Raw genomic sequence first — 21,899 nt, forward strand, 5'->3', positions numbered from 1 at the left:
CTTGGCGAGGTCCAGATGGCGAATGACGAAAAGCTCCTCAACTACCTCAAGCGGGTTACCGCCGACCTGCACCAGACGCGGGAACGGTTGCGCAAGGCCGAGGCGGCGACGGAGGAGCCGATCGCCATCGTCGGCATGGGCTGCCGCTTCCCGGGCGGCGTGACCACCCCAAACGGGCTGTGGGATCTGGTGGCCGACGGCCGGGACGCGATCGCCGGGTTTCCGGAGGACCGCGGCTGGAACCTGGAGAACCTCTTCGACGCCGACCCTGACTCCGTCGGCACCTCCTATGTGCGCGAGGGCGGTTTCCTCGCCGACGCGGCGGAGTTCGACGCCGAGTTCTTCGGCATCTCCCCGCGTGAGGCGCTGGCCACCGACCCGCAGCAGCGGCTGCTGCTGGAGACCGCGTGGGAGACCCTCGAGCACGCGGGAATCGACCCGAGTTCGCTGGCGGACAGCGACGTCGGCGTGTTCACCGGCCTGGCCAACGGTGACTACGCGCTGACCGTGGACCAGGTGCCGGAGGGGTTCGAGGGATATCTGGGTCTCGGTGGCGCGGGCAGCATCGCGTCCGGCCGCATCTCGTACTCGCTCGGTCTGCTCGGCCCGGCGGTCACTCTGGACACCGGGTGCTCCTCGTCCCTCGTGGCGATGCACTTGGCCAGTTATGCGCTCCGGTCCGGGGAGTGCTCCATGGCGCTCGCCGGTGGCGTGATGGTGATGGCCACCCCCGGCGGCTTCGTCGGATTCTCCCGGCAGCGGGGGCTGGCGCGCGACGGGCGCTGCAAGTCCTTCGGTGAGGGCGCGGATGGCACCAACTGGTCCGAGGGCGCCGGTCTTGTGCTGCTGGAACGACTGTCCGATGCCCGCCGCCATGGGCATGAGGTGCTCGCGGTCATCCGTGGCACCGCCGTCAATCAGGACGGCGCTTCCAACGGCATCACCGCGCCCAACGGCCCGTCCCAGGAACGGGTGATCCGCCAGGCACTGGCGAACGCCGGGCTGACGGTGGCCGATGTGGACGCGGTCGAGGCGCACGGCACCGGCACGAGTCTCGGCGACCCCATCGAGGCCCAGGCGCTCCTGGCCACCTACGGCCAGAACCGCCCGGAGGATCAGCCGCTGTGGCTGGGCTCCATCAAGTCCAACATCGGCCATACCCAGGCCGCCGCGGGTGTCGCGGGCGTCATCAAGATGGTGCAGGCCATGCGGCATGGCGTACTGCCCAAGACACTCCACGCCGACGAGCCCACCACCAAGGTGGACTGGTCGCAGGGTGCGGTGTCGCTGCTGTCCGAGGCCCGGCCCTGGCCGGAGACCGGACACCCCCGCCGCGCCGGAATCTCCTCCTTCGGCGTCAGCGGGACGAATGCCCATGTGATCCTGGAGCAGGCGCCGCCTGAGGTGGCCGTGCCCGAAGCAGAGGCCAGCGAGGCGGGCACTCCTGGGCTGGTGGCCACAGGCGGTGTGGTGCCGTGGATGCTGTCCGGTAAGACTCCTGCGGCGCTGCGCGCCCAGGCAGAGCGTCTGGTCAGCCACCTGGAATCCGGGGACGCTCCGCGTGCGGTGGACGTGGGCTGGTCACTGGCCACCACGCGCGCCGCCCTCGATCATCGCGCGGTCATCCTCGCCACGGATACCGAGGACGGCATCGCCACCGCCCGCGCTTTGGCGGAGGGACGGCCCGACCCGCTCCTGGTCACCGGGCAGACCGGAACAGACGGCAAGACCGTATTCGTCTTCCCCGGCCAGGGGGCCCAGTGGGTGGGCATGGGGGCACAACTCCTCAACACCTCCCCCGTCTTCGCGGCTCGCTTGAACGAATGCGCCGACGCGCTGGCCCCGTATACCGACTGGTCGCTCATCGACGTCATCACCGGCGCGCCCGATGCTCCTTCGCTCGACCGTGTCGACGTCGTACAGCCCGCCACCTTCGCCGTCGTCGTCTCCCTCGCCACCCTCTGGCAATCCATGGGTATCCACCCCGACGCCGTCACCGGCCACTCCCAAGGCGAAATCGCCGCAGCCTGCGTCGCCGGACACCTCACCCTCGACGCCGCCGCCAAAATCGTCGCCCTGCGCAGCCAGATCATCGCCGACCACCTCGCCGGACACGGCGGCATGATGTCCGTCCTCGCCTCGCGGGAACAGGTCGAGGAAGACCTCACCCCGTGGCAGGGCAAGCTCTGGATCGCCGCGCACAACAGCCCCCAGGCGACCGTCGTCGCAGGCGACATCGACGCTCTGCACGAACTCCACGCCCACTACACCGACCAGGACATCCGAGCCCGCATCATCCCCGTCGACTACGCCTCCCACACCGGACACGTCGACACCATCAAGAACGAACTCCACCAAACCCTGGCCGACACCACCACCGAACCCGGAACCATCCCCTGGCTCTCCACCGTCACCGGACAGTGGATCGAACCCGACACCCTCGACGGCGGCTACTGGTACCGGAACCTGCGCCAAACGGTGCAGTTCCACACCGCCATCACCACCCTCGCCGACCAGGGCTACCGCACCTACATCGAAATCAGCCCCCACCCCGTCCTCACCACCGCCATCCAAGAAACCCTCGAAGCCAACGACACCTCCAACACCACCATCACCGGAACCCTCCGCCGCGACGACGACACCCCCACCCGCCTCCTCACCAACCTCGCCCACCTCACCACCAACGGAACACCCGTCAACTGGCCCACCCTCTTCACCGGCACACACCCCACCCGCATCACCCTCCCCACCTACCCCTTCCAACACCACCACTACTGGCTCCCCCGCAACACCAGCACAGGCGACATCGCCTCAGCCGGTCTCCACGACCCCGCGCACCCGCTTCTCACCGCCGCCGTCCACCTCCCCGACACCGGTGGCACCGTCCTCACCGGGCGGCTCTCCCTGACCACCCACCCCTGGCTGGCCGACCACACCGTGTCCGGTGCCGTCCTCCTCCCCGGCGCCGCGATGGCCGAACTCGCCATCCGGGCCGGAGACGAGACCGCCACCCCCACCCTGGATGAGCTGGTCATCGAGCAGCCACTGGCGCTACCGGACAGTGGCTTCCTGGACATCCGGGTGGTCGTGGGCGGCCCTGACGAGGCCGGGCGTCGGGACGTACGCATCTACTCCCGCGCCGCAGAAGAATCAGCGCAGTGGACGGTGCACGCCACCGGCACGCTGGCCCAGGACACCACGGCTCCTCCGTCGCCCACCGCCGCCGAATGGCCACCCGCCGGTGCCGAGCCGGTGGCCGTCGAGGGCCTGTACGAGCAGATGGCCGAGGGGGGCTACGACTACGGACCGACGTTCCAGGGCCTGAAGGCGGTATGGACCCGCGACGGCGACGTGGGCGAGGTGTTCGCGGAGGCCGCGCTGCCGGAGGAGCAGACGGAGGCCGCCGGCCGGTTCGGCATCCACCCGGCACTGCTGGACGCCGCGTTGCACGCGAGCAACTACTCCCTGCCCGGGGAGCCCGGCGGCCGTATGCTGCTGCCGTTCGCGTGGAACGACATACGCCTGCACGCCACCGGTGCCACTTCGGTGCGCGTACACGCCCGTTACACCGAGGACGACGGCCTCTCCGTGGTCCTGGTCGACACGGCCGGAGGGCTGGTCGCGTCGATCGGTTCGCTGGTTCTGCGGGAGGTCGACGCGGCGCAGCTCGAAGCGCTGGCCTCCACCTCGGTGAACGACGCGCTGTGGACGGTCACTTGGACCGAACACACCGCCACCACGGACGAGATCCGGTGGGGCACCCTAGGGGACGTCTCACCCGTCCTCGCCGCCGCCGAAGCCCCGGCCTTCGCCGATGTCACAGAGATCGCCACCGCGCCCGCCACGGAGATCGCCGGGACCGAGGACCGGCCCGCGCTGATCGTCGCCGACACGACAGCATGGCAGTCGCGGGACGCCGACCCCATCACGCGGGCGCGCGAACTGGCCACGCGGGCGCTGGACCTGTTGCAGCGGTGGGTGACGCTGCCTGAGCTGTCGGAAACACGGCTGGCGGTCCTCACCCGCGGTGCGATGGCCGTACACGACTCGGCCGAGGTCACCGACTCCGCCGCGGCGGCGATCTGGGGTCTGGTCCGCTCGGCCCAGTCCGAACACCCCGGCCGCATCCAGCTCATCGACGCCGACGGCCACTCGGACCACACACTGCGCAGCGCACTGTCCACCGCACTCACCACCGACCAGCCCCAACTGGCCCTCCGCGACAACACGCTCTGGGCGCCCCGGCTCACCCCGACAACACCCGCCGACACACCCGCCCAGCCGCTCCCCCTCAACCCCGAGGGCACCGTTCTCGTCACCGGCGGCACCGGCACCCTCGGCGCTCTCACCGCCCGCCATCTCATCACCCACCACGGCGCCCGGCACCTGCTCCTGATCAGCCGCCAGGGGCCCGACGCCCCCGGCGCCACCGACCTCACCACCGAACTCACCGAACTCGGCGCCACCGTCCACATCACCGCATGCGACACCGCCGACCGCGACCAACTCGCCACCACCCTCGCCGACATCCCGGCCGACCACCCCCTCACCGCCGTCATCCACACCGCCGGAACCCTCGACGACGGCACCCTCACCGCACTCACCCCGAACCGCCTCGACACCGTCTTCCGCCCCAAGGTCGACGCCGTCACCCACCTCCACCACCTCACCCACGACCACGACCTGGCCGCCTTCGTCATCTACTCCTCCGCCACCGGCACCCTCGGCACCCCCGGTCAGGCCAACTACGCCGCCGCCAACACCTACGCCGACGCCCTCGTCCACCAACGCCACGCCGCCGGGCTCCCCGCCACCTCCCTCGCCTGGGGGCTATGGGAAACCACCAGCGCCCTCACCGCCACCATGAACACCGAGGACCGCCGACGCACCCACCGTGGCGGTGTGGCCGCCCTGACCGACGACGAGGGGCTCGCCCTCCTCGATAGGGCCCTCACCGCCACCCACCACCCCCACCTCGTCCCGATCAAGATCAGCCCGGCCTCCCTTCGGGCCGATGACACGGCGCAGCCCGTTCCGCCGCTGCTCCGCCACCTCGTACGGCGCCCCACGCGCCGTACGGCCCACACACCGGCCCCCGCCGACACCCTGTCGCTCGCCCAACGGCTCGCCGCCCTCGACCAGGGCGAACGGCTACGGCACCTCACGGAGCTCGTCCGCACCGAGGCGGCGGCCGTACTCGGACATACGACGATCGACAGCATCGGGCCGGACCAGCCCTTCCGCGACGTCGGGTTCGACTCCCTCACGGCGGTGGAACTGCGCAACCGCCTCAATGCGGCCACGGGACTGCGGCTCCCCGCGACCGTGGTGTTCGACTACCCGACCCCGGCGATCACGGCCGGGTATCTGCGGGACGAGCTGTTCGGCCCGGCGGAGGCGGCCCCGGCCGCCGTCGCCGGGCCGGGGGCCGACGCGGACGATCCCGTGGTCGTCGTCGGCATGGCCTGCCGGCTCCCCGGACGGGTGACCGACCCGGACGGGCTGTGGCGGCTGGTGGCCGACGGGGAGGACGGCATCGGGGCGTTCCCCACCGACCGCGGTTGGGATCTGGACACGCTCTTCGACCCCGACCCGGACCGGGTGGGCGCGACCTACGTCCGCGAGGGCGGGTTCGTGGCGGGGGCCACCGAGTTCGACGCGGACTTCTTCGGCATCTCCCCGCGTGAGGCCGTGGCGATGGACCCGCAGCAACGGCTGCTGCTGGAGACCGCGTGGGAGACCTTCGAGCAGGCCGGTATCGCCCCGCGGTCGGTGCAGGGCAGCGACACCGGTGTGTTCGCCGGGGTCATCTACCACGACTACGGGACGAACGCCGGTGAGCTGCCCGAGGGCTCGGAGACCTATCTGAGCACGGGCAAATCGGGGAGCGTGGTGTCCGGGCGGGTGGCCTACGCGCTGGGCCTGACCGGTCCCGCGGTGACGGTCGACACGGCGTGCTCCTCCTCGCTGGTGGCCATCCACTGGGCGGCCAAGGCGGTGCGGGAGGGCGAGTGCTCGATGGCCCTGGCCGGGGGCGTGACGGTGATGTCGACCCCGGATGGGTTCGTGAGCTTCTCGCACCAGCGCGGGCTCGCCCCCGACGGCCGCAGCAAGTCCTTCGGCGAGGGCGCCGACGGCACCACCTTCAGCGAGGGCGTCGGGCTCGTGCTGCTGGAGCGGCTCTCCGAGGCGCGGCGCAACGGTCACGAGGTGCTGGCCGTGGTCCGCGGTACGGCGGTCAACCAGGACGGCGCCAGCAACGGCCTCACCGCCCCCAACGGCCCCTCCCAGCAACGGGTGATCCGCCAGGCCCTGTCCAGTGCCGGACTGTCGGCGACCGACATCGACGCCGTCGAAGCCCACGGCACCGGCACCGCCCTCGGCGACCCCATAGAAGCACAAGCGCTGCTGGCCACCTACGGCCAGGACCGCCTCGCCGACCAGCCCCTCTGGCTGGGCTCACTGAAGTCCAACATCGGCCACACCCAGGCCGCCGCGGGCATCGCGGGCGTCATCAAGATGATCCAGGCCATGCGGCACGGCATGCTGCCCAGGACACTCCACGCCGACGAGCCCACCACCAAGGTCGACTGGACGTCGGGCGCGGTGTCCCTGCTCACCGAGGCCAGGCCCTGGCCGGAGACCGGACACCCCCGCCGCGCCGGAATCTCCTCCTTCGGCGTCAGCGGCACCAACGCCCATCTCATCCTCGAACAGGCCCCGGAGGAGGCGGCCACCGCACCAGAGACCACGGAGCCGGAGGCTCCCGGGCTGGTGGCCACGGGCGGCGCGGTGCCGTGGGTGCTGTCCGCCAAGAGCCCAACGGCCCTGCGGGCGCAGGCCGAACGCCTGATCGCCCACCTTCACGCCCACCCCGAGACCGACCCGGTGGACATGGGCTGGTCGCTGGCCACCAGCCGCGCCGCCCTGGAACACCGGGCGGTCGTCCTCGCCACCGATCTCGACCAGGCGACCGCCGCCCTCACCGCCCTCAGCGAAGGGCAGCCGCACCCCAGCCTGATCACCGGGGAGACCGGCAGTGATGGCAAGACCGTGTTCGTGTTCCCCGGCCAGGGCGCCCAATGGGCAGGCATGGGAGCCCAACTCCTCGACACCTCACCCGTCTTCGCCACCCGCCTCCACGAATGCGCCAAAGCTCTCGCCCCCTACACCGACTGGTCACTCATCGACGTCATCACCGGCGCGCCTGATGCCCCTTCGCTCGACCGCGTCGACGTCCTCCAGCCCACCACCTTCGCCATCATGGTCTCCCTCGCCGCCCTCTGGCAGGCCAACGGCATCCACCCCGACGCCGTCATCGGCCACTCCCAAGGCGAAATCGCCGCAGCCTGCGTCGCCGGACACCTCACCCTCACCAACGCCGCCAAAATCGTCACCCTCCGCAGCCAGACCATCGCCCACCACCTCACCGGACACGGCGCCATGATGTCCGTCCTCGCATCCCCCACCTGGGTCCAGGAAACACTCGCACCCTGGCACGGACACCTATGGATCGCCGCCGTCAACGGCCCCGCATCCGTCTCCGTATCCGGAGACCCCGACGCACTCGCCGAATTCGGCACCACCCTCTCCAAAGCCAAGGTCTACCGCTGGCAACTCCCCGGCGTCGACTTCGCCGGACACTCCGGACACGTCGACACCATCAAAGACCAGTTGCACAACGTACTCGACGGCATCACCGCCACACCCGGCCACACCGCCTGGATGTCCACCGTCGACGCCGACTGGGCCAACCCCACACACATCGACCCCGACTACTGGTACCGCAACCTCCGCGACACCGTCCGCTTCGAAGAAGCCACCCGAGCCCTCCTCACCCACGGCCACCGCGTCTTCATCGAAGTCAGCACCCACCCCGTCCTGACCACCGCCATCCAAGAGACCACCGAAACCCTCCCCGAAGTCCGGGCCACCATCACCGGGACGCTGCGCCGCGACGACGGCGCCGCGGACCGCGTTCTCGCGGGGCTGGGCGGGCTGTTCGCGGCCGGGGTGCCGGTGGACTGGGGCGCTCTGTTCGCCGGTACCGGGGCCCGCCGGGTGCCGCTGCCCACGTACGCCTTCCAGCACCGGCACTACTGGCTGGAGCCCGCCAGGACCCCGACGCGGGCCGAGACCGCCGACGGCTCCCTGTGGGCGGCCATCGAGGACGGCGACACGCAGTCCCTCGCACGGGATCTCGAGGTGGACGCGGCGGCCCTCGGCACGGTGCTGCCCGCGCTGGCCTCATGGCGTCGGCGCAGCCGGGAGGATTCCCTCACGGACGCATGGCGGTACCGGATCGGCTGGACCCGGGTGGCCGCGGCCGATCCACAGATGTCGGGCCGGTGGCTGGTGCTGGTCCCGGCCGTGCGGGCGGGCTCGGCGCGGGTCCGAGCGGTGCTGGACGGGCTGGCCGCGCGGGGCGCCGAGGTGGTGGCCGCCGAGGTCTCCGAGACCGGCCGGGAGGCGCTGGGCGACCAGGTCAAGTCGGCGGACGGCGGTGCCGGGGTGGTGTCCCTGCTCTCGTGGGACGACCGCGCCGACACCGAGTACGGCACCGTGTCCACGGGCACCGCGGCCACGCTCGCGGCGGCGCAGGCGTTGCGGGACCACGGCATCACCGCCCCGCTGTGGTGCGTCACCAGTGGCGGGGTCGCGGTGGCCGGTGAGACGGCCGACCCGGTGCAGTCGGCGGTGTGGGGATTCGGCGCCGTGCTCGGGCTCGACCACCCGGACACCTTCGGCGGCCTGATCGACCTGCCGGCCGAAAGGGAGGGTGACGGCGAGGCGCTGCCGGACGGGCTGTTCGCGGCGCTGTCGTCTCCGGAGGGGGAGGACCAGCTCGCGGTGCGCGCCGACGGGCTGTTCGCACGCCGGATGGTGCGCGACCGGGACGGCTCCGGCAGCCTCTGGAAGCCACGCGGCACCGTGCTGGTCACGGGCGGCACCGGCGGGCTCGGCTCGCATGTGGCGCGCTGGCTCGCCACCAGCGGGGCGGACCATGTGGTGCTGCTCAGCAGGCAGGGCGGTGACGCGCCGGGCGCGGCCGAACTGGTGGCGGACCTGGCGGGGGTGCAGGTCACGCTCGCCGCCTGTGATGTGACCGACCGGGAGGCCGTGGCCGCGGTGCTGGCGGAGGCGGAGCGGACCCATCCGCTGACCGCGGTGGTGCACACCGCCGGTGCCGGGCTGCCCTCGGCTCCGGTCACCGAGGTGACCGCCGAGGAGTTCGCCGCCGTGACGGGGGCGAAGGTGCGCGGGGCGCTGGTGCTGGACCAGCTCGTCGGCGATCGGCAGCTCGACGCGTTCGTGCTGTTCTCCTCCGGCGCCGGTGTCTGGGGCAGTGGCGGGCAGGCCCCGTACGCGGCGGGCAACGCCTTCCTGGACGGGCTGGCGGCCCGGCGGCGGGCCCACGGGCTGGCGGCCACATCGGTGGCGTGGGGCGGCTGGGGCGGCGGGCTCGGCATGATCGACGCCGACGGCGGCGATCAGTGGCGCCGTATCGGCATCCTGCCGATGGATCCGGCGCCCGCGTTGCGTGCGATGGCGCGGGCAGTGGGCGGTGGTCTGCCGAATGCGATTGTCGCGGACGTCGACTGGGCGCGGTTCGTGCCGGGATACACGATGGCCCGGGAGCGGCCGCTGCTGCGGCAGTTGCCCGAGGTCGCCGAGATCCTGGCGGCGGACGCGCGGGGCGGGGGCGCATCGCGGCGGGAGGTGCTTCTGGGCAGCCTGGCCGAGCTGACCGGCCCGGAGCAGGAGGTGTTCCTGACCGATCTGGTGCGGCGTGAGGCGGCGGCCGTGCTCGGGCATGCGGACGGGGACGCGGTGGAGCCGGAGCGTGCGTTCAAGGACACCGGGTTCGACTCGCTGACCGCGGTGGAGCTGCGCAACCGGATCAACGCGGCCACCGGGCTCCAGCTCTCCCCCACGGTGGTGTTCGACTATCCGAAGCCGACCACGCTGGCGAGGAGGCTGCGTACGGAGCTGGTCCCCGCCGTGAATGGGGACGCGAACGGGGGCATGGACGGGGACAGGACCGCGGATGGCGGGGCCGTCGGCGCGGAGGGCCGCGAGCGGCAGATCCGGCGGGTGCTGGCCTCGGTGCCGTTACGCCGCTTCCACGAGCTGGGGGTGCTGGACGCGCTGGTGCGCCTCGCGGACTCCGCGGCCGGTGACCCGAGCGGTCTGCGCGACCTGGGCGACCTGGACACCGCCGCGGAGGCGGAGACCTCCGCGCTCGCGGAGCTGGATGCCGACGAGCTGGTGAGCCGGGCGATGCGCGGCACGACCTTCGGAAACCACTGACGCCGCGGTTGCGGAGAGGAGTACATATGGCTGCGTCCCGGGAAGACCTGGTCAAGGCGCTGCGTACCTCGCTGATGGACGCCGAGCGGCTGAGGCGGGAGAACGACCGGCTGATCGCCGAGTCCACCGAACCGGTGGCGATCGTGGCGATGGCGTGCCGGCTGCCGGGCGGGGTGACCGACCCGGAGTCGCTGTGGAAGCTGGTGGACGAGGGGCGGGACGCGATCGGGCCGTTCCCCACGGATCGCGGCTGGGACCTGGAGACGCTGTTCGACGCCGATCCGGACGCCGTGGGCAAGTCCTACGTACGCGAGGCGGGATTTCTGGAGGGGGCGGGCGGGTTCGACGCCGCGTTCTTCGGCATCTCGCCGCGCGAGGCCCTGTCGCTGGACCCGCAGCAGCGGCTGCTGCTGGAGACCGCGTGGGAGACCTTCGAGCGGGCGGGGATGGATCCGCGGTCGGTGGAGGGCCGGGACATCGCGGTGTTCGCCGGGGGCAGCGGCCAGGGGTACGGCGGCGGTCCGGGTGACGCGCCCAAGGGCCTGGAGGGTTATCTGGGGGTCGGGGCTTCCGGCAGTGTCATCTCCGGGCGCGTGTCGTACACGCTCGGGCTGACCGGGCCCGCCGTCACCGTGGACACCGCCTGCTCGTCCTCGCTGGTGGCCGCCCATCTCGCCGTACAGGCCCTGCGGTCGGGCGAATGCTCCATGGCGCTGGCCGGTGGTGTCGCCGTGATGGGCCAGCCCACCGCCTTCGTCGAGTTCTCCCGGCAGCGTGGCCTGGCGCCCGACGGGCGCTGCAAGTCCTTCGGCGAGGGCGCCGACGGCACCACCTGGTCCGAAGGTGTCGGGCTCGTGCTGCTGGAGCGGCTGTCCGACGCCCGCCGCAACGGCCACGACGTGCTGGCCGTGATCCGGGGCACCGCGGTCAACCAGGACGGCGCCTCCAATGGCCTCACCGCGCCCAACGGCCCGTCCCAGGAGCGGGTGATCCGGCAGGCCCTGTCCAACGCCGGGCTGACGGTGGCCGACGTGGACGCGGTCGAGGCTCACGGCACCGGCACCGCCCTCGGCGACCCCATCGAAGCCCAGGCCGTTCTCGCCACCTACGGCCGGAAACGCCCCGCCGACCAGCCCCTCTGGCTCGGCTCCCTCAAGTCCAACATCGGCCACGCACAGGCCGCCGCGGGCATCGCCAGTGTCATCAAGACCGTCATGGCCTTACGCCACGGCCGGCTGCCGAAGACCCTCCACGCCGAACAGCCCACCTCCCAGGTGAACTGGACGTCGGGCGCGGTGTCCCTGCTCACCGAGGCGCGGGCGTGGCCGGAGACCGGACACGCCCGCCGCGCCGGGATCTCCTCCTTCGGCGTCAGCGGAACGAACGCCCACGTCATCCTGGAACAGGCCCCCGAGGAAGCCGAGGCGACCGGGGAGAACACGGCCGGTCAGGAACCGTCCGTACGCTCGGCGGAGTCCGCCGACCCCGGTCCGGTGGCCACCGGCCAGGTGGTGCCGTGGGTGCTCTCGGGCCATACGCGGGAGGCGCTGCGTGCCCAGGCCGCCCGGCTGCTGACCCAGGTACGGGAGACGCCCGCCGACGGCCTCCGGGACGTGGGCTGGTCACTGGCCACCACCCGGACCCGGCTGGACCACCGCGCGGTCGTGCTGTGCGCCGATGCCGAGCAGGCCGTCGCGGGGCTGGAGGCGGTGGCCTCGGGCGCGTCCGCCCGGTCGGCGGTCAGCGGGTCCGTGGCCGCCGGAAAGGTGGCGGTGCTGTTCACCGGGCAGGGCAGCCAGCGAGCCGGAATGGGCCGTGAACTGCACGGCGGCTACCCGGTGTTCGCGCGGGCCTTCGACGCCGTGTGCGCCCAGTTCGGCGACCTGCGCGACGGGGACGACAAGGTCTCGCTCGCCGAAGTGGTCTTCGCCGAGGAGGGGTCGGCGAGGGCAGCGCTGCTGGACCGGACCGAGTTCACCCAGCCCGCGCTGTTCGCGCTGGAAGTGGCGCTGTTCCGGCTCGTGGAGTCGTGGGGAGTGCGCCCCGCGTATGTGCTGGGCCACTCGATCGGCGAAGTGGCCGCGGCCCATGTGGCCGGGGTCCTGTCCCTGCCGGACGCCTGCACATTGGTACGGGCGCGCGGGCGGCTGATGCAGCGACTCACCGCGACCGGGGCGATGGTCGCGGTGGAGGCGGCCGAGGACGAGGTGGCGCCGCTGCTCGCGGGGAAGGAGCACAAGGTCTCCATCGCCGCGGTCAACGGCCCGACCTCCGTGGTCGTCTCCGGTGACGAGGACGTGGTCACGGCGGTGGCGGAGACGCTGGCGCGGCAGGGCCGCAAGACCAAGCGGCTCGTGGTCTCGCACGCCTTCCACTCCCCGCACATGGACGGGATGCTGGACGCGTTCCGCGAGGTGGCGTCCCGGCTGACCTACGCGCCGCCACGGATACCCGTGGTGTCGGACCTCACCGGCACGGTCGCCGAACCCGGGGAGCTGTGCTCCCCCGAGTACTGGGTACGGCATGCGCGGGGCGCGGTGCGGTTCCTCGACGGTGTCCGCACACTGGCCGATCAAGGCGTGCGCACCCATCTGGAACTCGGCCCGGACGGGGTGCTGACCGCGATGGGGCAGGACTGTCTGCCCGAGGCGGACGCGGCGTTCGTGCCGTCCCTGCGTCCGGGTGTCCAGGAGCCCCACGCGGTGCTGGCCGGGCTCGCCGGGCTGTACGTACGGGGTGTACGGGTGGACTGGGACGCGATGTTCGCCGGGTCCGGCGCCCGGCGCGTCGCCCTTCCCACGTACGCCTTCCAGCACGAGCACTACTGGCTGGAGCGGGCCGCCGGATCCGGTGACGTGGGCGCGGTGGGGCTCGGGGAGGCGGGCCATCCGCTGCTGGGCGCGGTGGTGCAGCTCCCGGAGACGGGCGGGGTGCAGCTCAGCGGGCGGCTGTCGGTACGGGCCCAGCCCTGGCTGGGCGAACACGTCATCTCCGGGGCGGTGCTGGTGCCCGGCACGGCCATGGTGGAACTGGCCGTCCGCGCCGGGGACGAGACCGGCACCCCGGTGCTGGAGGAGCTGGTGATCGGGCAGCCGATGGTGCTGCCCGGCGACACCGCCCTGAGCGTCCAGGTCGTCGTGGGCGCGGACGAGGGCGGGCGGCGTACGGTGCGGATCTACTCCCGTACCGACGGGGGCAGCGACTGGACCGAGCACGCCACCGGCACACTCGCGGCGCAGGGCCCGGCACCGCTGGACGGGGGCGCGTACGGAGCCGGGGACGGGGCCGCCGTCCAGTGGCCGCCCGCGGAAGCCGAGCCGATCCCGGTGGAGGACTTCTACCGCTCGCTCGTCGACGCCGGATACGCGTACGGTCCGGCGTTCCGTGGGCTCGTCGCCGCGTGGCGCCGGGACGGTGAGATCTTCGGCGATGTGGCGCTGCCGGAGGCGTCCGTCGCGGAGGCCGAACGGTTCGGCATCCACCCGGCGCTGCTGGACGCCGCGCTGCACGCGGGCAGCTTCTGCCTGCCCTCGGACCCGGCGCGACAGGTGACCTTGCTGCCGTTCGCCTGGAACAACGTGCGTCTGCACGCGGGCGGCGCGTCCGCGGTCCGGGTGCATGTCCGCCCGGTCGGCGACGACGCCTTCTCGGTACGTCTGACCGACGGCTCGGGCCAGACGGTGGCTTCCGTGGACTCGCTCACCCTGCGCGCGGTGGATCCGGCCCAACTGGAGATCGGTACGGCCGACGACGCGCTGTGGACGGTCCGTTGGAGCGAGACCTCCCTGCCGGACGGCGCGATCTCCTGGGCCGCGCTGGGCGATCCGGCCACCGGTGGCGCCGGGGCCATGGGAGACACCGGAAGCGCGGGAGGCGCCCTTCCCGACGTCCTCGTGGCCGATACGCGCGCCTGGGCCGAAGACCTCACCGGGCCGCCGACCGCGCGGGCCCGCCGGCTCACCGGCCGCCTGCTGGCGGAGATCCAGCGGTGGGTCGCCGACGACGCGATGGCCGGGACCCGGCTGGCCGTGGTCACCCGCGGCGCGGTCGCGGTGCGCGACGACGCCGAGGTCACCGACCCGGCCGCCACCGCGGTCTGGGGCCTGGTCCGCTCGGCCCAGGCCGAACACCCGGGGCGGGTGGCCCTGGTGGATGCCGACGGGGTGTGCGAGAAGCTGCCCGCCGGGGTGTGGTCCGGGGAGGAGCCCCAACTGGCGGTGCGCGGTGGCGCCGTGTGGGTGCCGCGCCTGGCCCGGGTCGAGCCCGGTCTGCGCGTGCCCGCGCAGGCGTCGTGGCATCTGGACTCGGCCGAGTACGGCACTCTGGACCATCTGGCGCTGCTGCCCGACGAGGCCGAGCCCGCACCGCTGGAAGCGGGTCAGGTGCGGATCGAGGTCCGCGCCGCCGGGCTCAACTTCCGGGATGTCCTGGTGGCTCTCGGCATGTATCCGGGCCGGTCGGTGATCGGCACGGAGGGCTCCGGTGTGGTGACCGAGGTCGGTCCGGGCGTCGCGGAGCTGGCCGTGGGCGACCGGGTGATGGGCCTGTTCTCCGGCTCGTTCGGGCCGCTGGCCACCGCCGACGCGCATACGGTGATCCGGATGCCGGATGGCTGGTCGTTCGGCACGGCGGCCGGGGTGCCGGTGGCCTATCTGACGGCGCTGTACGCGTTGCAGGACCTCGGGAGCGTTCAGCCGGGCGAGACGGTCCTGGTGCACGCCGCCGCGGGCGGTGTGGGCATGGCCGCCGTCCAGCTCGCACAGCACTTCGGCGCCACCGTCCTGGGCACCGCCCACCCCTCCAAGCACCACGCACTCCACCGGCTTGGCGTGCCCGCCGAACGGCTCGCCTCCAGCCGCGACCTCGGCTACGCCGCCACCTTCCCCACCGCCGACGTCGTGCTCAACTCCCTCACCGGCGAGCACATCGACGCCTCTCTCGGACTTCTCAATCCCGGCGGCCGGTTCCTGGAGATGGGCAAGACCGACCTGCGGGAGCCCGGCGAGGTCGGGGCACGGCATCCGGAGGTCACCTACCGGGCGTTCGACCTCGGCGGGGAGGCCCCCGCGGAGCGGGTGCGGGAGTTGCTGCACCAGTTGGTGGAGCTGTTCGAGGCGGGCCGGATAGAGCCGCTTCCGGTGCGGCAGTGGGACATCACCCGCGCCCCCGAGGCGTTCCGCTGGATGAGCCAGGGGCGGCACACCGGCAAGATCGTGCTCACCCTCCCCCGCGCCCTGGACCCGGACGGCACCGTCCTGATCACCGGCGGCACCGGAACCCTCGGCGCCACCGTCGCCCGCCACCTCGTCACCCAGCACGGCGCACGCCGACTACTGCTGGTCAGCCGCCGGGGACCGGACGCACCCGGCGCCACCGACCTCACCACCGAACTCACCGAACTCGGCGCCACCGTCCACATCACCGCATGCGACACCGCCGACCGCGACCAACTCGCCACCACCCTCGCCGACATCCCGGCCGACCACCCCCTCACCGCCGTCATCCACACCGCCGGAACCCTCGACGACGGCACCCTCACCGCACTCACCCCGGACCGCCTCGACACCGTCTTCCGCCCCAAGGTCGACGCCGTCACCCACCTCCACCACCTCACCCACGACCACGACCTGGCCGCGTTCGTGGTGTACTCGTCCGCCGCCGGAGTCCTCGGCGGACCCGGCCAGGGCAACTACTCCGCCGCCAACGCCTATCTGGACGGCCTCGCACAGTGGCGGCGTGCGCACGGGCTCCCCGCCACCTCGCTGGCGTGGGGCATGTGGGCGCAGACCAGTGGCATGACGGCCGGGCTCGGCTCAGGGGATCTGCACCGGGTGCGGCGTGGCGGCATCGTCGGGCTGTCCACGGCGGAGGCGCTGGACCTGTTCGACCGGTCGGTGGCGTCCGGGCTGTCCCTGCTGGTGCCGTTGCGGTTCGACCTCGCCGCCCTCGGTGCGGAGGCCGCGGAACCGCCGCCGCTGCTGCGGGGGCTGGTCCGGCCGGCCCGGCGTACGGCCCGGCCGGTGCCGAAGGCCGGTGAGGGCGGCCTCGTCGAGCGGCTGGCCGGTCTTTCGGCGGCCGAACAGGAGCGTCTGCTGGTCGAGTTGATCCGCGAACAGGCCGCTTCCGTGCTCGGGTTCCCGACCGTCGACCCGATCGGGCCGGAGCAGGCATTCCGCGATATGGGGTTCGACTCGCTGACCGCGGTGGAGCTGCGCAACCGCCTCAACACGGCCACCGGACTACGGCTCCCGGCGACGCTGGTCTTCGACCACCCGACCCCCTTGGCCACCGCCGAGCTCCTACGGGACGAACTGGGCGGGCGCGCGGTCGAGGCCACGCCCCGCCCGGCCCGGCGCGACCGGTCGGCTCCGGACGCGGCCGAGGATCCGGTCGTCGTGGTCGGCATGGGCTGCCGCCTGCCCGGCGACGTCCGCACCCCCGAGGACCTGTGGCGGCTGGTCGCCGCCGGAACCGACGCGATCGGGCCGTTCCCGCAGGACCGGGGCTGGGACCTGGCCGGGCTCTTCGACTCCGACCCGGACGCCCTGGGCAAGTCCTACGTCCGCGAGGGCGGCTTTCTCACCGACGCGGGCGGCTTCGACGCCACGTTCTTCGGCATCTCCCCGCGCGAGGCCCTGTCGATGGACCCGCAGCAGCGTGTCCTGCTGGAGACCGCGTGGGAGACCCTGGAACGCTCCGGGATCGTTCCCACGTCACTGCGCGGACAGGAGGTCGGGGTCTTCGTCGGGGCCAGCGGCCAGGGGTACGGCACCGGTCCTGGCGCGGCTCCGGAAGGCTTGGAGGGCTATCTGGGGGTGGGCGGCGCGACGAGTGTGGCGTCGGGCCGGTTGTCGTACACCTTCGGCCTGACCGGTCCGGCGGTCACGGTGGACACGGCGTGCTCCTCCTCCCTGGTGGCCCTCCACCTCGCGGCACAAGCTCTGCGCTCCGGCGAATGCACGATGGCACTCGCGGGCGGTGTCGCGGTGATGGGCCAGCCCGGCGCATTCGTCGAGTTCTCCCGCCAGCGCGGTCTCGCGTCCGACGGCCGCTGCAAGTCCTTCGGCGAGGGCGCCGACGGCACCAACTGGTCGGAGGGCGCGGGTCTGGTGCTGCTGGAACGACTGTCCGACGCCCGCCGCAACGGCCATGAGGTGCTGGCCGTGATCCGTGGCACCGCGGTGAACCAGGACGGGGCGAGCAACGGCCTCACCGCTCCGAACGGGCCCTCCCAGCAGCGAGTGATCCGGCAGGCCCTGTCCAATGCCGGGCTCACAGTGGCCGACGTGGACGCGGTCGAGGCACACGGCACCGGCACCGCCCTCGGCGACCCCATCGAGGCACAGGCACTGCTCGCCACCTACGGCCAGGACCGCCCGGGGGACGAACCCGTGTGGCTCGGCTCGCTGAAGTCCAACATCGGCCACACCCAAGCGGCCGCAGGCATATCCAGCGTCATCAAGATGGTCCTGGCGATGCGGCAGGGCACGCTTCCCCGGTCCCTGCACGCCGACGAACCCACCACCCAGGTGGACTGGACGTCGGGCGCGGTGTCCCTGCTGACCGAGGCACGGCCCTGGCCGGAGACCGGACACCTCCGCCGCGCCGGGATCTCCTCCTTCGGCGTCAGCGGGACAAACGCACATGTGGTCCTGGAGCAGGCCCCGGAAGCGGCCGCACCGCAGGCGGACGAGGCCGACGACATCCCTGGTCTGGTCGCCACCGGCGGGATCGCGCCCTGGGTCCTGTCGGCCAAGACCCCCACGGCCCTGCGGGCTCAGGCCCAACGCCTCCTGGACCACCTGGAATCCGGGGTGGACGGCCGCCCCCTCGACATCGGCTGGTCCCTGGCCACCACCCGCACCCTCCACGACCATCGCGCCATAATCCTCACCGACACCGACACCGACACGCGCGCCGAGGGCGGTGAGGCCACGGCCGCCCTGACCGCCCTCGTGACCGGACAGCCGCATCCCCGCCTCACGACGGGCTACGCCACCACCCAGGGCAAGACCGTGTTCGTTTTCCCGGGGCAGGGGTCGCAGTGGGTGGGGATGGGGGCACAGCTCCTGGACACTTCGCCCGTCTTCGCGGCCCGGTTGCGCGAGTGTGCCGACGCGCTGGCCCCGTATACCGACTGGTCCCTGATGGACGTCATCACCGGCGCACCCGATGCCCCTTCGCTCGACCGTGTCGACGTCGTACAGCCCGCCACCTTCGCCGTCGTCGTCTCCCTCGCCACCCTCTGGCAATCCATGGGTATCCACCCCGACGCCGTCACCGGCCACTCCCAAGGCGAAATCGCCGCAGCCTGCGTCGCCGGACACCTCACCCTCACCAACGCCGCCAAAATCGTCGCCCTGCGCAGCCAGATCATCGCCGACCACCTCGCCGGACACGGCGGCATGATGTCCCTCGCCACCCCCGCCGACACCATCGACCTCACCAACTGGCACGGCAAACTCTGGATCGCCGCACACAACGGCCCCAACGCCACCGTCATCGCAGGCGACGCCGAAGCCCTGCACCAACTCCACGCCCACTACACCGACCAAGGCATCCGAGCCCGCATCATCCCCGTCGACTACGCCTCCCACACCGGACACGTCGACACCATCAAGAACGAACTCCACCAAACCCTGGCCGACACCACCACCGAGCCCGGCACCCTCCCCTGGCTCTCCACCGTCGACGGGGAGTGGATCGAACCCAACACCCTCGACAGCACCTACTGGTACCGCAATCTCCGCCAGACCGTGCAGTTCCACACCGCCATCACCACCCTCGCCGACCAGGGCTACCGCACCTACATCGAAGTCAGCCCCCACCCCGTCCTCACCACCGCCATCCAAGAAACCCTCGAAACACACAACACCCCCAACGCGATCGTCACCGGAACCCTCCGCCGCGACGACGACACCCCCACCCGCCTCCTCACCAACCTCGCCCACCTCACCACCCACGGAACACCCGTCAACTGGCCCACCCTCTTCACCGGCACACACCCCACCCGCATCACCCTCCCCACCTACCCCTTCGAGCAGGAGACGTTCTGGCTGGACCGCAGCGGCCCGGGTGATGTCCGTGCCGTCGGCCTGGAGGACACCGGCCATCCGCTGGTCGGGGCCGTGGTGAGTGTGCCCGACACCGACGGTGTGCTGCTCACCGGGCGGCTCTCCCTGACCACCCACCCCTGGCTGGCCGACCATGCCGTCTCCGGCACCGTCTTGCTTCCCGGTACGGCGATGGTGGAGCTGGCGGTGCGAGCCGGAGACGAGGCGGAGGCCCGCGTACTGGAGGAATTGATCATCAGTCGACCGATGGCGGTGCCGGACGAGGGAACCTTGCACGTCCAAGTGCTGGTCGGCGGCGAGGAAGGCGACGAAGGCGGACGCCGCAAGGTGGGGGTCTACTCCCGCCCCGAGGGCATACGGCAGTGGACCGAGCACGCCACCGGCACACTGCTGACCGGGGGAACCGCCACCGCGGCGGCCACGACAGCGCATCCGTGGCCGCCCGAGGGGGCCGAACCCGTCGCCCTCGAGGGGTTCTACGAGCAACTGGCCGAGGCGGGGTCCGGCGGCGACCGGCCCACGATGCTGCCGTTCGCCTGGACCGACGTGCGGCTCCATGCCGTGGGCGCCACCGCTGTACGGGTGCGGGCGACGGCGTCCGGCACGGACGGGCTGTGTGTGCAGATCACCGATCCGCACGGACTGCCGGTCGCCACCATTGGCTCGCTCCAGCTCCGGGAGACCACACCCGAGCAGTTGCGGGCCCTCTCCGCCACCTCAGGTGGCAATGCCTTGTGGGCGGTCGAATGGGCCGAATGCGGGCTCGACGACACGACGGAAGCACAGTGGGCCACACTCGGAGAGAGCCAACTCCTGGACTCCCCACTTCACTATGCCGATGTTTCCCAGGTCGTGGCGGCCGGGGAACAGCCCGCGGCACTCGTCGCCGACGTGTCCGCATGGGCTCCCGAGAACACCGGGCCGCCCATCGACCGCGCCCACGCGCTCTGTGCCCGAGTCCTCGATCTGCTGCGGCAATGGGTGGACCGGCCCGAGCCGGCGGACACCCGGCTGGTGATCCTGACCCGCGGTGCCATGGCGGTCCACGACACCGCCGAGGTCACGGATGCGGCCGCCGCCGCGGTCTGGGGCCTGGTCCGCTCGGCCCAGTCCGAACACCCGGGCCGGATCCAGCTCATCGACATCGACGAGCACTCCCACCGCACCCTGCCGACAGCACTCACCACCACCGACCAACCCCAACTCGCCCTCCGCGACGCCACCGCCTACACCCCCCACCTGGCCCCCGCGCCCACCCCAACACCCGGGCCCCTCACCCTCGCGCCCGAGGGAACCGTCCTCGTCACCGGCGGCACCGGCACCCTCGGCGCCCTCACCGCCCGCCACCTCATCACCCACCACAAGGCACGCAACCTCCTTCTGGTCAGCCGCCAGGGTCCGGACGCCCCCGGCGCGGACCGGCTGAGCGAGGAGCTGACCCAGCTCGGTGCCCGTATCCGCATCGCCGCCTGCGATGTCGCCGACCGCGACCAGCTCGCCACCGTCCTCGCCACCATCCCCGCAGACCAGCCGCTGACCGCCGTCATCCACACCGCCGGCGCCCTCGACGACGCCCTGCTCACCGACCTCACCCCGGAACGCCTGGGCACCGTCTTCCGCCCCAAGGTCGACGCCCTCACCCATCTCCACGACCTCACCCGCGACCATGACCTCGCGGCCTTCGTCATCTACTCCTCCGCCACCGGTGCGCTCGGCACCCCCGGTCAGGCCAACTACGCCGCCGCCAACACCTACGCCGACGCGCTCGCCCAGCAGCGCCACGCCACCGGGCTCCCCGCCACCTCACTCGCCTGGGGTCTGTGGGAGACCACCAGCGCCCTCACGGCCGGGATGTCCACCACCCATCAGCAGCGCACCCGCCACAGCGGTGTCATTCCCCTGACCGACGCCGACGGCATGCGCCTCCTCGACACCGCGCTCACCACCCACCAGCCCCACCTGATCCCCCTCAAGCTCGATCGCACCGCCCTCCGGAACAGCGCCGCCTCCCACACCCTCCCGCCCCTGCTGCGCACCCTGGCGCAAAGCCACCACCGCCCCACCGCCCACACCACCCCCCGGACCGCCGCCGCCCCGCCCCTCCCCGAGCAACTCGCCGCCCTCGATCCGGCCCAGCGGCTCCAGCACCTCACCGCATTCGTCCGCGCCGAAGCCGCGGCCGTGCTCGGACACGCCACTTCGGACGCGGTGGGACCGGACGATCCGCTCTTCGAGATCGGGTTCGACTCCCTGACCGCGGTGGAACTGCGCAACCGGCTCAACGCGGCCACGGGCCTCCAGCTCCCGGCGGCGTTGCTGTTCGACCACCCCACCCCGGCGATGGCCGCCGAACACCTCCAGGAACAGCTCGCGCTGAAAGACGCCTCCTGAGGACGCCTCCTGAGACGGACAACAGCGTCCCCGGCCGCCGTGGCGGCCGGGGACGCTGCCGTAGGGCGCTCCCCCGCCCTCCTCACCAGGCCGCCGCCGTACGCCGTGCAACATGACTGGTCC

The 21,899-nt window shown here is 72.3% G+C and carries 2 pseudogenes; both read left to right on the forward strand.

From position 1 onward, the window contains the following. Positions 1 to 54: 54 nt before the first annotated feature. Positions 55 to 10,311 (forward strand): annotated as a pseudogene (locus ACK1X7_RS07155) (type I polyketide synthase); the annotation flags it as partial. A 128-nt stretch (positions 10,312 to 10,439) separates the two neighbouring features. Continuing rightward, a pseudogene (locus ACK1X7_RS07160) lies at positions 10,440 to 21,776 on the forward strand (SDR family NAD(P)-dependent oxidoreductase); the annotation flags it as partial. Between the last annotated feature and the right edge of the window lie 123 nt (positions 21,777 to 21,899).

This window comes from Streptomyces sp. CY-1, from assembly GCF_047218265.1.
Taxonomy (GTDB): Bacteria; Actinomycetota; Actinomycetes; order Streptomycetales; family Streptomycetaceae; genus Streptomyces; species Streptomyces niphimycinicus.